Source organism: Amycolatopsis sp. WAC 01416 (genome assembly GCF_003947485.1).
In the GTDB taxonomy this organism is placed as follows: domain Bacteria; phylum Actinomycetota; class Actinomycetes; order Mycobacteriales; family Pseudonocardiaceae; genus Amycolatopsis.
Genome location: NZ_QHHX01000007.1, coordinates 383201 through 397107, shown reverse-complemented (window position 1 = coordinate 397107; position 13907 = coordinate 383201). Strand labels below are relative to the sequence as shown.

The following is a 13907-nucleotide window of genomic DNA, read 5'->3' as shown; positions in this document are numbered from 1 at the left end:
TTATAGCTTCTAACTATCGCAAGTGCTGCTAAGTAGATGAAGGAGAAAGACCATGCCGGACACCAAGACCCGCCGCCGCACCGTCGCCAGGGCCGCCGCGCTCGCGCTCCCCTTGGCGATCGGCCTTCTGGGCGGCACCGTCACCCCCGCGCAAGCCGCCACCGCTTCCCCTTCGCCGCTTTCCTGCCAGGGCAAGACCATCGACACGAAGGCCCCGATCCACTACCGCACCGAGACCCTGATCAACGCTCCCTTGAGCAAGATCTGGCGGCTTCAGACCGACGTCGAACGCTGGCCGTCATGGCAGGAACCGGTGTTGAGCAACGAGCGCCTGGACTGGGGCCCGCTCCGCAAGAACTCCCGGTTCCGCTGGACCACCCCGGCACCGCCCACGGCCACGACGCCCGCCACCACGTTGTCGATCACCTCGACCGTCCACCAGCTCCAGCGCGGCAAGTGCATCCGCTGGAGCGGGCCCGCGATCGGCGAGGGCCTCGGCATCGACAACGGCATCCACGTCTGGAACTTCACCGAGGTCAAGGGCGGTGTCCTCGTCCGCACCGAGGAGAACTGGTCCGGTGCCCAGGTCGAAGCCGACGTGCCCACCGCGACCAAGTTCCTCGGCTGGGGCCTCGAAGCCTGGCTGAAGGACCTCAAGGCCACCGCCGAATCCCACTGCTGAGCCCCGGCCCGCGAACCTCAGGAGGAAACCGATGTCCACTCAACCGCTCGACCGCGAAACCGTCACCCGCCGCGTACCGCGCTCCGTCATCATCTCGGCCTGGGCCGTGCCGATCATGATCCTCGGCCAGTTCGCGATGATCGCCATCGTGCCGGTCGCCCTCGTCCTGATCGGCACTCTGCGCGACGCCAGGCTGAAGGCGCTCCGCTGGGGCGCGATCGCCCTCACCGCGGCCTACGCCACGCCGTTGGCGCTCTGGGCGATCGGACCCGAACGCGCGCAGAGCCTGTCCAAGGACATGCATCCCGTCTTCGCCGCGATCATCGTGGCCGTGGGGGTGGCGTTCGCCGTCACCTGTCACGTCCGGCGCCGTGCCCGCAAGTAGGTGACTAATTGCGGGGCACGCCGTCGGTGAACGAGGGGATCACCCCGAAGGAGGCCTTCCGCGAAGCCCGGCGCAACGTCGCGAGCACGGCGGGTCCCAGCACCAGGATCGCCACCGCGTTGGTGATCGCGCGCCCCGTGTCCCATCCCGCCGTCGAAGTCAGCAGCGTGAACACGGCGAACCGGTGCAGGTTCTCCAGCACCGGGGCGCCGGGGACGTACGAGATGTGCCCGTCGTGGTACGGCACTTCGACGTCGGTGATGAACGGCCAGAACCACAGGTTCATCAGGAATCCGAACACGTACGCGACGAAGATCCCGAAGGCCACCAGCATCGCGATCTCGGCCTTGCCGGTGACGCGGCGCGGCAGCAGTCCCGCGCCCATCCCGATCCACGCCGAGCACAGCATCTGGAACGGCAGCCACGGTCCCACCCCGGCGGTCAGCAGTGCCGAGGCGAACATCGACGTACAGCCGAGCACGAAACCGAAGCCGGGCCCGAACACCCGCCCGGCCAGCACCAGCAGGAAGAACACGGTTTCGATACCCGCGGTCCCGGCACCGAGGGGCCGCAGGGCCGCGTTCACCGCCGAAAGCACGCCCAGCATCGCGAGGGCCTTGGAATCCATGCCCCCTTCGGACATTTCGGCCAGCACGATGACGATCAGGATCGGCAGGATCCCGAGGAACACGAACGGCGCGTCGGTGCCGTGCTGCATCGACTGGGGTTCGACGCGGACCAGAAGCGGCCAGAGGAACATCATCAGCCCCGCGAGCGACGCGAGGCCGAGCACCGTCGCCGAGCGCGGACCCAGCCGGACCGCGGGCGCCGTCGTCACGGGACCTCCTGCGGCAGCGCCGATCGGACCTCTTCGACGGTGAGCCAAGGCTCGCCGAGGATCTTGGCGATCTGCGTGGCGAACGCGGGGGAACCGCCGAGCACCTCGCCGGTCGGACCGTCGGAGACGACCTCCCCTTCCGCCATCACGAGCACGCGGTGCGCGATCGTCGCGACGAACTCGACGTCGTGGGTGGCCACGACGACCGCCCTCCCCTCGGCGGTCAGCGACGCGATCATCCGCGCCAGCGCCGACTTCGCCGTGTAGTCGAGGCCGCGGGTCGGTTCGTCCAGCAGCATGATCCGCGGCGCGGCGGACAACTGCACCGCGAGCACGAGTGCGAGCCGCTGGCCTTCCGAAAGGTCCCGTGGATGCGACGCGGGATCGATGCCCGGAGCGAGCCTGTCGAGCAGCTCACGGCAATGCCCCGGCTCCGCACCCGATTCCGCGTCCGCCGCCTCGCATTCGGCGGCGACGGTCTGCAGGTACAGCAGGTCACTCGCGGTCTGCGGCACCATGCCGACGAGCGTGCGGGCCTCGGCGCTGCTCAGCGTCTTCGGGTCCTTGCCTCCGACGGTGACCTTGCCACCCTGCCGGGGGCCGGAGCCCTGCACCGCCCACAGCAGCGACGACTTGCCGGAACCGTTGCGCCCCATCATCGCCAGCACCTCGCCGGCGCGCAGGGTCAGGTCGACCTCCCGCACCGCGACCTTCGGCCCGTACCGCACGACGACCCCGGCCGCGGTCAGCAACTCTTCGCCGTCGGTCGTGCTACGCGCGGGCGGGGTGCCGAGGGACAGCGACGACGCGCGCCGCCGGGCGTCACGCACCGACATCGGCAGCGGATCCCAGCCCGCCAACCGTCCCAAGTGGACGATCGGCGGCGCGATGGGCATGTCCCGCAACACCTCCGGCGGCGTCCCGTCGATCACTCCCCCGGTGCCGGGGACGTGGATCATCCGGTCCGCGAACGGGATCACGCGTTCCATCCGGTGCTCGGCCATCAGCACCGTCGTGCCGAGATCCTCCACCAGCCTGGCCAGCGTCGCCAGCACCTCCTCGGCCGCGGTCGGGTCCAGCGCCGACGTCGGCTCGTCCAGCACCAGCACCTTGGGATGCGTGGTCAGCACCGAGCCGATCGCCACCCGTTGCTGCTGCCCGCCGGACAGCGTCCGCAGCGCGCGCCTGCGCAGCTCCGCGATGCCGAGGAGATCGAGGGTCTCTTCCACCCGGCGGCGCATCACCTGCGGGCTCAGGCCGAGTTGTTCCATGCCGTACGCGAGTTCGTCCTCGACCGTGTCGGTGACGAAACCCGCGAGCGGGTCCTGGCCGACGACGCCGACCAGGTGCGCGAACTCGCGCGGTGGCCGGGACCGCGTCGTGACACCGTCGACGGAGACCGTTCCTTCGAGGTGGCCGCCGGTGAAATGCGGGACGAGACCGTTGATCGTGCCGAGCAGTGTCGACTTGCCCGCCCCCGTCCGGCCCGCGAACAGCACGAGTTCGCCTTCACCGATGGACAGTGTCACGTCGGCCAGCACCGGCTCGGAGCGGCCGTGATAGGTGAAGGAGACGTTCTTCAGTTCGATCATGCGTGCACTTCTTTTTCCACTGCGGCGTAGGGAGGTTCGGGGGCCGGGGTCAGGAACGCGGGCAGCGCGCCGATCAGGACTCCAAGCAGCGGCCCCCACGAAAGCGACGGCCAGGACAGGTCGATCAACGACGGGTTCATGTTCATCGGGTTCACGCTGGACGTCACGAACAGGATCACCGCGACCCCGATTCCGCTGACCGCGACGAGGATTTCCGGCGGCTGCCAGCGATCCGGCCGGTAGCGCGTGCGCCGCACCCGTTTGCCCGCCGACCAGAACCCGATCAGGCCGATCACCAGTCCCGCCGAAAGCACCGGTGCGGCGAGATATCGGGGCGTCGAACCGTCCAAAGTGGCGTAAACGCCGACGCAGACGCCGATCAGGCCGACGATCATCAGCGTTCCCGTGATCAGCCTCGCCCGCGCCTCGACCAGTCCGGCGCGGCCGTAGCCGCGTGAGTCCATCGACGCGGCGAGCTGCAGTGAACGGGAAAGCGCGTCCTCCAGCACCGGGATGAGGACGGTGTGCAGGACCTTCACCTTCTTCTTGCCCGAGCCCCCGCGCAGCTTGCGCGCCCGCCGGACCCGCAACACGCTTTCGGCGAGCTGCGGGAACACCGACAGCGCGACGATCACCGCCGTGCCCACCTCGTACAACGCCGGCGGCATCGCCTTGAGCAGCCGTTTCGGGTTCGCGAGCGCGTTGGCCGCGCCGAGGCAGATCACCATCGCCGCCAGCCGCATCCCGTCGTAGAGCCCGCCCAGCAACGATTCCGCGGACACGTCGCCGAAGAGCCGGATCCCCGCCGCCCATTCCGGCAGCGGGATCTCGGGCAGCCGCAGGAGGATCGTGGAACCCTCGGCGCCGCCGAACACGACGCGGAAGAACACGCGGATCACGACGATGAACGCGCCGAGGTACAGGTAGAGCCGGAAGGCCAGCGCCCACGGCGCTTCACTGCGCCGGGCGACGACGACATACCCCGCGACGGCCACGATGGTCAGCAGCAGCCACGGGTTCGTCGTGCGGGTCGCCGCGACGGCGAGCCCCAGCGCCCACACCCACCAGGCGGCCGGATGCAGGTCGCGCGGCAGGAAGTAGGACGTCATCAAACTCCTTGTGCGCGTTTGCGTCTGCGTGCCACCAGGAATCCTGCCACGCACAACGCCAGTACCGCGCCGACGGCGGCCCAGGGTGCCCAGTCGCTGGCCCCGGACTCGCGTTCGATCACCGCGTTGACGTCCTCGGCGTTCTCACCACCGGTGAACGCGACGTTCGACGACGGGTCCTGCGCCTTCGGCCTCGCCGACGCGCTCGGACGCGGCTTCGGCGGCGGGAGCGCGCCGGAACTCGGCCCCGCGGCGGGGGCTTCCCCCGCGCCCGGCTCCGCACCGGCCGTCGGTCGCGGACCGTCGGCCTGACCGCTCCCCGGCTGCGGCCGCTGGTGCCGCTCGCCGGGATCGCCGGTGACCGGCTTGGCCTCTTCGCGCGGCACGCACGGTTGGCTCTCGGTACCCGGCCGCACGGCGGAGACCCGCGGGACCGGGTTGCTCTGAGCGTTGGCGTTCAAGGAGAACGACCAGCCCTCGAACCCGCCGGGGGTGAAGTCCCGGTTCTTGAGCCCCCACTGGCTGTAGTCCCACGCGCAGTTGTTCGAGGCGTGCCAGTAGGACCAGTATGCCTGCGCGGGAGGCGTGTCGACGCACAGCTCCCGGTACGTCTCGCGGCCGCTGACCGGGATGTTCTCCGCCGCGGAAGGACGATTCTCGATCCGGCAGACGAACGACTCGCCCCAGCGCTGCACCCCGGCGATCTGGAAACCGGCGCCCTTGAGCGCGTCCAGTCCGGTGCCGCGGGTGGTCTGGGGATTGCAGCGGACGATGGCCGTGCCGCCGAGCTGCTGGAAGTCCACCACCACGGTGACCCCGGTGGCGTCCTTGCAGAACCCGGGATATCCCTTGCTCTGGTCGACGGCGTGCGCGGACGGTGCCGTGGCGGCGATCAGGAAGATCGCCGCCACCGCGGGAAGAACCCTCCTCACGGGATGGCCGGGTTCCTCGGCGTGACAGCGGGCGGCGGGTTGGTCGTCGCCGACTTGTTCAGCGAGAACGACCAGCCCTCGAAGCCGCCGGGAGTCACGTTCCGGTTGACCGCGCCGGAGGTGCTGTAGGTCCAGGTCGAGCCGGAACCGTCCGCATGCCAGTAACCCCAGTACGCGCCGGTGGGCGGAGTGGTGACGCACGCCTCCTTGTAGTTGGGGTTGGTCGACAGCGGGAGGGTCTCCGTCGCGGCCGGGCGGCCTTCCACGCGGCAGACGAAGGCAAGCCCCCAGCGTGCGGTGCCGGCGACCGCGATTCCCGCGTCCTGCAAGGCCTTGATGCCCGTGCGGGCGGTACCCGGCGCGGCGTTGGGCGAGCAGCGGGTGATCGTCGGCGCGGCCACCCCGCCGTTACCGTCCAGTTCCTGGAAGTCGACCACGACGGTGACCCCGGTGAGCGCGTCGGAGCCGGTGCAGATCCCGTTGTAGCCCTTGGTGGTGTCGACCGCGTTCGCGGGTGCGGCGGAAAGCCCGATCAGTCCGATGAGGACGGATGTCACGGCCAGCATTCTCTTCATGGTGTTGCCCCCTTTTTCTTGGTGGAACGGCGAAGTACGAAAACCAGAGCGATCACGGTGAGCAGCAGCAGGACGGCCAGCCCGGCCAGCCCCCAGATCAGCCATGACGGCGGGGAGCCGGACTGCTCCGCGGCCAGTACCGGTGCGCCGGACGGATTCGCCTCGGTCAGCGGCAGCCGGATCGCGGGCGAGAGCGGCGAATCCGCCGCGGTCAGCCACGATCGGCCCGCGACTCCTTGCGCGGCGGCCAGACTGGTCGGGAAATCGGTCTCCCCGGCGGACCCCTTGGCCAAACCGCCATCGGCTTGGACCAGTGCGCCCAGTGATCGCGCGGTTCCGCTCGCGTCGAGTCCGGCGGTCTGCCGCGCGGCGGCGACGGCGGCGCTGAGCGCGACGTCCGGCTCGCCGCCCTCTCCGGTGACCACGCCCTCACCGGTCGGCCGGACGCCGAGCGCGCCCACCGCGGAGACGAACGCCGACACGCGCCGCTCGCTCCAGCCGTCCGGGCGCCTGGTCGGAGGCGCGGCGTCGGTGTGCGGACGGGCGGCCAGCGCGGTGACCGCGGCGGCGGTCGCGGCGAGGTCACCGGAACCGCACTCCACGGTGTCAAGGTGCTTCGGGAAGGTTCCGTCGGCGCACTGGCGCGAAAGGAGCAGTTCGACCGCCGGACCGGGGTCGGCGGCGGTGGCGAGCACCGCCCACGCGTGCCGCTCCACGGTCTCGTCGGCGTCGGCGAACGATCCGGTGTCGGTGAACTCGCCGCCGGCGCCGCGCAGTTTCACCAGATCGGCGCGCAACCGCCCGGCGACATCCGCCTTGGCGAATTCGGCGACGAGCACGAGTTTCGCGAGCGGTCCGGCATACGACGCCTCGCCCTGCTCGTACGGCGCGCCGTGGGCATAAGCCTGTACGGCTTCCGGCTTCACCAGGAACTGCGACGCGCGGGCGACCGAGTCCGGCTGCTGGTCGAGCGCTCGCAGGGCCAGCACCACGTCGGCGGTGGCGTCGTAGTCGACGTAGGTCCTGCCGTCCTCGGTCACCTCGACGTGGTCACCGTCGGTGAGCCGGTTCGCCAGGTAGGCGCCGAGGCGGGCGGCCGGTGTCGCCGTGTCCGGAGTGGCGATCGCCGTCGATGTCCGCACCCGGACGCCGGTGGACGCGCCGGCCTTTCCGGGTTTGGGCGGCGGCGTCACCGGCTTCGTGATGACGGTGGTCGTCGTGGGAGCCGGTGTGCCGCTGGTCGGCGGCTGAGCTTCGCCCTTCGCGAGCGCGTAGAAGCCGACCTGCGACAACCCGAGCGAAGCCTGGGCACCCGCGCGGATCCAGGTGTCGACCCCGCTGATGCCGGACGCTCGCGCGGCCTCGTAGGAAGCCGGGTTGTAGGCGATCGCGCCGAGTTCACCCGCGAGCTTGGTGCCGGAGTCGGCGGCGTTCGCCTGCGCGGATTTGAGGTACCGCACCCCCTTGTCCACCGCCGCCTCGGCGCCGCCCGCGTCGGCGAGCGCCTGGACGATCATGCCGGTGCTGTTGGTGTTCGGTGCCTCGGTGCTGACGCCACCGCCCCAGCCGCCACCGGAAGCCTGGTTCGCCTTGAGCCACGAGACGGTCTTGGCGATCGGGGCGTCGAGTCCGGTCGCGCCCGCCTTCCGCGCGGCCAGCAGCGCCGAGAGCGCGAGGCCGGTGGCGTCGCCGTCGGTCGGGGAAAGGTCGAGCGGCTTGCCTTCGTCGCAGGTCGATACCTTGCGGCCGTCCGGGGTGACGTGGTCGCCGGTCTCCTTCGTCGGAATGTATTCGAACACGAGGCGGAAGTAGCCCTCGGAACATTGCTGGGCCAGCAACCTGTCGATGGCGATCCGGTCGTTCTCCCCCGCCGCGGCGAGCCCGACGACGCCGAGCGCCTGCCCGAACGAGTTCGCGTCGTTGTTCACCGCGCCGGCGAGGTCCGGATCCTTGGAGTAGTCGCTGATCCGGCCCTTGTCGGGGCCCTTGCGCATGATCGCGCCATGGGTCTCGGCGACCAGGTCGTACCCGTCGACGTTTCGCGGGTCCCTGCCGGAAACCTCGGCGGCGACCAGCGTCTTGGCGAGCGAGCCCCCGACGATGACCTTGTCGTACCCGGCACCGGGAACCAGTCCGTCCCAGGTGAAGTAGTCGGTGGCGTGGCCTTCGTCGTCGAGGAACTTCATGATCGGCTCGGCCTTGGCGCCGTCGCCCGACGCGTACAGCGCGAAGAGCACGTCGAGCATCAGGCCGTGGTCGGGTAGTGCGCCCCCGTTGGGGTTTTCGAGCGTGCCGTCCGGCTTCAGCTTCGTCGCGAGCCAGCGGGAATTCGCCTTCGCCGCGCCGGGATCGTTCGCGGCGGCGGCCGTCCCGGTGAGCAGTGCGGCGACCACGCCGACACTGACGGCGAACGCCACTGCGGCGAGGTACCGGCGGCGCATGACTCCTCCTAGCGGCATGACGGAGGACAGCGCGGACGCCGCGGTCACCCCTGTTTATCGCGACAGTGGTTCGTTCATCCGCCCGTTCGGTATCCCGGCTCGCCCTGGTGAAGGGCCCACGGTTGCGCGACAGCGCCGGATTTCGACCGGCTTCCCCGTCACGGGCGGCGGTGTGCAGTTGTCGAGCCGATCGAGGTTAACACCCGATCACTTCCGGCAGGCACCGCTGACCAGGTCGGTTGCCAGGATCACATCGGCTCTTCGCGCCCGGCGGTACCCGGACGCTCGGCCGGGGTGGGACTCTTCGGGTCGTTCATCGCGGTCGTTGGGGGAAGGGTTCTCATGAGACGTTTGCTTTTCGCTGTCGCCATGGTGTGCGGCATCGGGCTGGTCGCCGCTCCGCCGGCGGCCGCGGCCACCCACGACAAGGCGGACGCCGCCGCGGGCTGGCTCGCGAGGCAGATGGCCGACGGGGAAAGGTTCGAGGCCGACTTCGGCGGCCAGAAGTTTCCCGATCAGGGTTCGACGATCGACGCGATCTTCGCGTTCGCCGCGGCCGGGGTGTCGGACACGAACGCGGGCAACGCGATCGCCTGGCTGGCGAAACCGGAGATCACCACGGGCTACGTCGGCAGCGGCACCGAGGCGTACGCGGGCGCGCACGCGAAACTGCTGCTCGCCGCGCAGGTTCGCGGCAAGAACCCGGCGTCGTTCGGCGGCGTCGATCTGAAGGCGGGCCTGCTTTCGTCGCTCACGCCGTCCGGCCGGTTCTCCGACCGCTCCGAATACGGCGACTACTCCAACGCTCTTTCGCAGTCGCTCGCACTGCTGGCGCTGGACCGCACCGGCGACGTCCCGGAGCGGGCCGTGACGTTCCTCGCGGGCACCCAGTGCCCCGACGGCGGTTTCCCCCTGAGCTTCGGCGAAGCGACGTGCACGAGCGACGTCGACGCGACCGCGACGGTCGTGCAGGCCTTGCGCGCCACCGGTGACCCGGTCAACGCCGGCGAGGGCACCTCCTGGCTGGTCACCAAGCAGCACCCGAACGGCGGTTTCGGTTTCGCCACCAACGCGCCGAACGCCAACAGCACCGGACTCGCCGCGCAGGCACTGGCCGGGCACCGTCCCGCCGCCGCGGTCAAGGCGCGGGAATTCTTGCGGTCGCTGCAGACCGGCTGCGCCGGCACCGAGGCCGACCGCGGCGCGATCGCCTACGACGCCACGGGCCTGAACCCGTCGACCGCCCCGCGCGCGACCGCGCAGGCGATCCTCGGCCTGGCCAGGGTTCCGCTGAGCGACCTGCACGGCGGCGGCCGTCCGCAGGCCCCGGTCCTCGCCTGCCCGTAACTCACGTGACCAGAGACGTAACTCGCGTGATCAGAGGCGTAACTCAAGTGTTACGGCTCCAATCACGCGAGTTACGGCTCTGAGGGCAGGTCCGGTCAGCGGAGCGGCTCGATGGTCTTGGCCAACTCGTCGAGACGCTCCAGGGTTTCGGCTTCGGGCAACGTCGGCAGGGTGAGCGAGACCTCGTCGGCCCCAGCGGCGGCGAGGCGTCGCAGCAGCCCGGGATCGGCCGGAGCACCGAACACACTGATCCGGACGTCCTCGCGGCCCTGGTCGGCGAGCCAAGACCGGACCCGGCGCAATTCCTCCGGCGGTGTCACGAAATGCGGCAGCCAACCGTCGGCGTGCTCGGCGAGCCGTTTGAGGCCCGCAGGCCCCTGGCCCGCGACGTAGATCGGCGGATGCGGTTTCCGCACCGGTTTCGGCCAGGAGTAGACCGGGTCGAAGTCGATGTGCTTTCCGTGGAACTCCGCTTCGTCCCTGGTCCAGATCTCCTTGAGCGCCTGGAGTTGTTCGGTCAGCAGCGCGCCCCGTGTCCGCGGCTCGACGCCATGGTTACGCATCTCCTCGATGTTCCAGCCCGCTCCCACGCCGAAGATCACCCGTCCGTTGGAAAGCAGGTCAAGGCTGGCGATCTCCTTGGCCGTATAGAGCACATCTCGCTGGATCATCAGGGCGACCGCGGTGCCGAGGCGGAGGGTCGAGGTGACGGTCGCGGCGGCGGCCAGCGCCACGAACGGGTCGAGATTGCGGAGGGCCCCCCGCGGCAGCTCACCGCCGGGGTACGGACTCTCCCGGCTGACCGGGATGTGAGAGTGTTCGGGGAGGTAGAGGGAGGCGAAGCCCTTCTCCTCCAACGCCGCGGCCAGTACGTGCGGCCGGATTCCTTCGTCGGTCACTGAAGTCGCGATACCGAAGTCCATACTCGGCTACGACTCCAGGACCGGGGTGAGTATTCCGCCGGGCCCGTCACTCCCCGGCGGCGACGCGGCGCGCGAGTTCCACGCGGGACCGGACGCCCAGAGCGGTGAAGATGTTCCGCAGGTGGTGATCCACCGTCCGGTGGCTGATGACCAGCCGCCGCGCGATCTCCTTGTTGGTCTCCCCCGCCGCGACCAGCCGGGTGATGGCGTCCTGCTGCGGCGTGAGCCCGGCGAGCGAGCGGTGCGGCACGTCGACGGTCTCGCCAGTGGCGCGCAGTCCGGCGCGGGCCCGTTCGGCGAACCGCTTGGCGCCGACGTTTTCGAAGCCGCGCAAGGCATCGCGGAACTGGTCGCGCGCGTCCCGGGTCCGCCGGTGACGGCGCAGCAGGGTGGCGTACGCGAACCGGGTCCTGGCGAGTTCGACCGCGCCGCCCGCCCGCCGGTGCGCGTCGATGGCCAGCCGGAAACGCCGTTCCGCGGTCTCCGGATCCGGCGCGGTCAGCGCGTGGCAGCGGTGGCTCAGCGCGAGCCAGCAGGGTTCCGCTCCGGCCAGGGTCCAGCGGTCGAACACCGCCAGCGCGGCCAGGGCCCGTTCGGGCCGCCCGGAACTGACGGCGGCCTCGACGAGTTGCGGAGTGGCCAGCACCCGGATCACCGGCTGGTCGCCGGAGACGCCCGAAGCGAGATCTTCGAGCCTGCTCAGGGCGTCGTCGGGCCGGTCTTCGGCCAGGTCCAGACAGGCGTTCGCCCACGCGGCGACGGCGGCCGGCCTGCCGAGACCGCGTTCGGCGATGCCTTCGGTCGCCTCGTCAAGTTCCGGTACGCGGTCGCCGAGGAGCGCGGCGGCCAGCCCCAGCAACGTCAGATGTTCCATCCGCAGGTTGTGGGGCGCGCGCAGACCGTCGCGGGACGCCGCCCGCGCGCACGGGATCCGGTCGAGCGCGATGGCCGAAAGCGACAGGTAGATCAACGCCCACGGCAGTTCCGCGTGCCGTTTGCCGAGTCTCGCGCGGCTCACGGCGGCGGCCGCGTGTTCGTGCGCCCTTTCGGCATGCCCGCGGGCGAAGGCCGCTTCGGCGGCCCAGACGGCTCCGGCGACGTCCGCGCCGGCCATCCCCCGGCCGGCGGCCTCGTTCAGCGGAAGGACCGCGTCCTCGTGACGTCCGGCGTAGACCGACGTCAGACCACGGAAATGAGAGAAGGCAAGCCCCTCGCCGTCGGGGACCGTCCGCGCGAGCGCCCGGTAGCCGCTCAGGTCGCCGCCGAGCCGCCGTGCCTCGCCCGCCAGCAGGAGCGCGGCGGACGGATCGGGCAGCAGTTCCGCCGCCGCGCCGAGTTCGTGGGTGGCGACGGCGGGATCGCCGTCGCGCAGCTCGATCTCCCCGTGCAGCAACGCCACCGCAGCCGGATTTCTGTCCACTTTGGACAGAAGTAGCCGAGCCCACCCTGGTCTTCCCGCCTGCCAGGCCGCGTCCGCGGCGGCCAGCAACCGGTCCGCCCGGGCGGCCGGATCGGCGGTCAGGGCGGCGGCGCGTTCGAGCTGCCGTGCCGCGGCCGCGTGGTCCGCCGCCGGTGCGGCGGCGAGCGCGTCGGCGAGCGGCGCGGACGGCGTGGCGGCCGCCATCGCGCGATGCCACAGCGCGTCAGGCCCCTCCTCGGCGGAGGCCAGCCGCGCGTGCGCCGCCCTACGGTCGGCCGGTGACGCCGCCGCGTACCACGTCGCGTTCCTCGCGGAAGAGTCCATGCAGGTGGCAAGGAACCGGAGGCGTTCCTCGAACGACATCGCGTCGAGCTCGGCCGCGTAGCGAGGCAAGCGGTCCCGAAGGATCGGCGACACCGGTTCCCGTCCCGCCGCCTGCGCGGGCGTCAACGAAGCCGCCAGCGCGACGAGATCGGCGGGGTTCCCGTCGCCGAGTTCGACCAGCTGCGGGCGTACCCCTGCGGGTACACCGCGATCGCGCAGCACCAGGTCGGCGGCGGATTCGGTCAACGGCGGCAGCTCGACGGAGTCGAACTCGTCGGACCCGGATCGCGACGCGAGCACCATGCCGACCGGGGCCCCGGCCAGCCGCCTGCCCGCGAAACCCAGGGCCGCCAAGGATTCCGGATCGACCCACTGCGCGTCGTCGACCCAGCAGATCGTCGGTGCCGAAACGGCGCCGAGCCGGTCCCTGGCCTCCGCTCCGCCGGAGACGGACGCGCCGAACATCCGATGCAGGGCGCCATACGGCAGCGTGCTTTCGGCCCGCAGGCCCCGCACCCCGACGAGACGGACGCCGAGGGTGGCGCGCAACGCGGTGAGCAGGGCCGATTTACCAAGCCCCTCCGTGCCGTGGACCAGCACTGCACGGCCGGCGACCGAACGCAGCCCACCGAAGAGGTCGTCCCTGCCCCGCAGCGGGTACACAGGCATCGGCGCCTCCTCGAGATCCCTCTCGATGAAACACCAGGCGCAAGTGTTTCACAAGGTCCTGGTCGGCACCCGTCCTTCCACGAGGGCTCCGAGCAGTGTCGACGCCGCGTCGAGATCGGGTGTCCGGGAGGCGAGGACGTCCGAGTACAGGAACGCCTCTCCCAGTCGGACGATCGCGTAACAGAGGCTGTCCAGGCCGACCGCGGGCACGAAACCGCCGTCCCCGACGTCCCGGCGAAGCAGCTCGACGTGGGCCGCGATCACCCTCGGCTGGACGCGTCCGTCCGGGTCGGTGAGCAGCCGGATCGCCAGCACCGGCTCGTCGTCGAGGAAGCGCCGGAACCCGGAGCTCGCCGCCAGCACGGACCGGTACTCGCGCATGATCGAAAGACAGCGCAGTTCACCGGCCGCGTTGCGCACCACGTCGCCCTCTTCGCGCTCCCAGGTGCGCGCGGCGGCCGTCAGGGTGCGCTCGGACAGGTAGTAGAGGGCATCACCGAGCAGGTCTTCCCGATTGCCGACACGGCGGAACAGGGTGCTGCGCGAGATGCCGAGATCCTGGGCGAAGGCGGAGGTGTCGACGCGGACACCGCGATCGATCCACCGCGCCGCTGTGCGGACTATGTCCTCGGCTGAGGGGTTCACGATCGCCGATCGTACGGGCGGGCGG

At 70.8% G+C, this 13907-nt stretch carries 12 protein-coding genes and 1 riboswitch; of the genes, 3 read left to right on the top strand and 9 right to left on the bottom strand.

What is annotated here, in order from left to right; all coding sequences use genetic code 11:
* Window positions 1-52: 52 nt before the first annotated feature.
* The gene (locus DL990_RS25720; RefSeq protein WP_125800151.1) at window positions 53-682 is read left to right on the top strand and encodes an SRPBCC family protein; all 630 of its coding nucleotides are present in this window, start codon (window positions 53-55) and stop codon (window positions 680-682) included.
* A 31-nt stretch (window positions 683-713) separates the two neighbouring features.
* Entirely contained in the window at window positions 714-1067 is a 354-nt protein-coding gene (locus tag DL990_RS25715; protein ID WP_125787507.1) for a hypothetical protein, read from the top strand.
* 4 nt (window positions 1068-1071) lie between these two features.
* Here DL990_RS25715 and DL990_RS25710 read toward each other — a convergent pair whose 3' ends face one another.
* The 6 genes from DL990_RS25710 to DL990_RS25685 are packed head-to-tail and all read right to left on the bottom strand — an operon-like array spanning window position 1072 to window position 8554.
* Window positions 1072-1905 (bottom strand): ECF transporter S component, encoded by an 834-nt coding sequence (locus DL990_RS25710; protein WP_125800150.1) that lies wholly within the window; start codon window positions 1903-1905, stop codon window positions 1072-1074.
* Entirely contained in the window at window positions 1902-3497 is a 1596-nt protein-coding gene (locus DL990_RS25705) for an ABC transporter ATP-binding protein (protein ID WP_125800149.1), read from the bottom strand. The genes DL990_RS25710 and DL990_RS25705 overlap by 4 nt, the downstream gene beginning before the upstream one ends.
* Window positions 3494-4606, bottom strand: a complete 1113-nt coding sequence (locus tag DL990_RS25700) for an energy-coupling factor transporter transmembrane component T (RefSeq protein ID WP_125800148.1) — start codon at window positions 4604-4606, stop codon at window positions 3494-3496. The genes DL990_RS25705 and DL990_RS25700 overlap by 4 nt, the downstream gene beginning before the upstream one ends.
* The gene (locus tag DL990_RS25695) at window positions 4606-5538 is read right to left on the bottom strand and encodes an ABC transporter substrate-binding protein (protein WP_125800147.1); all 933 of its coding nucleotides are present in this window, start codon (window positions 5536-5538) and stop codon (window positions 4606-4608) included. Before DL990_RS25695 ends, DL990_RS25700 begins: the two co-directional genes overlap by 1 nt.
* Window positions 5535-6113, bottom strand: a complete 579-nt coding sequence (locus tag DL990_RS25690) for a flagellar hook-length control protein FliK (RefSeq protein WP_125800146.1) — start codon at window positions 6111-6113, stop codon at window positions 5535-5537. The genes DL990_RS25695 and DL990_RS25690 overlap by 4 nt, the downstream gene beginning before the upstream one ends.
* Window positions 6110-8554, bottom strand: coding sequence for a hypothetical protein (locus tag DL990_RS25685; RefSeq protein ID WP_125800145.1), 2445 nt, complete (start codon window positions 8552-8554; stop codon window positions 6110-6112). Before DL990_RS25685 ends, DL990_RS25690 begins: the two co-directional genes overlap by 4 nt.
* A 66-nt stretch (window positions 8555-8620) precedes the next feature.
* Window positions 8621-8764: riboswitch (cobalamin riboswitch) on the bottom strand.
* A 132-nt stretch (window positions 8765-8896) separates the two neighbouring features.
* Between DL990_RS25685 and DL990_RS25680 the strand changes: the two genes are divergently transcribed.
* A complete protein-coding gene (locus tag DL990_RS25680) occupies window positions 8897-9901 on the top strand; it encodes a prenyltransferase/squalene oxidase repeat-containing protein (protein ID WP_233599050.1) in 1005 nt (334 codons plus the stop codon).
* A 95-nt stretch (window positions 9902-9996) separates the two neighbouring features.
* Here DL990_RS25680 and DL990_RS25675 read toward each other — a convergent pair whose 3' ends face one another.
* From DL990_RS25675 to DL990_RS25665, 3 genes are read right to left on the bottom strand one after another with little or no spacing between them, the layout of a single operon-like run.
* Entirely contained in the window at window positions 9997-10824 is an 828-nt protein-coding gene (locus DL990_RS25675; protein WP_125800144.1) for an LLM class F420-dependent oxidoreductase, read from the bottom strand.
* 46 nt (window positions 10825-10870) lie between these two features.
* Window positions 10871-13237, bottom strand: a complete 2367-nt coding sequence (locus DL990_RS25670; protein WP_125800143.1) for a LuxR family transcriptional regulator — start codon at window positions 13235-13237, stop codon at window positions 10871-10873.
* A 48-nt stretch (window positions 13238-13285) separates the two neighbouring features.
* A complete protein-coding gene (locus DL990_RS25665) occupies window positions 13286-13882 on the bottom strand; it encodes a QsdR family transcriptional regulator (RefSeq protein WP_125800142.1) in 597 nt (198 codons plus the stop codon).
* Window positions 13883-13907: the final 25 nt, after the last annotated feature.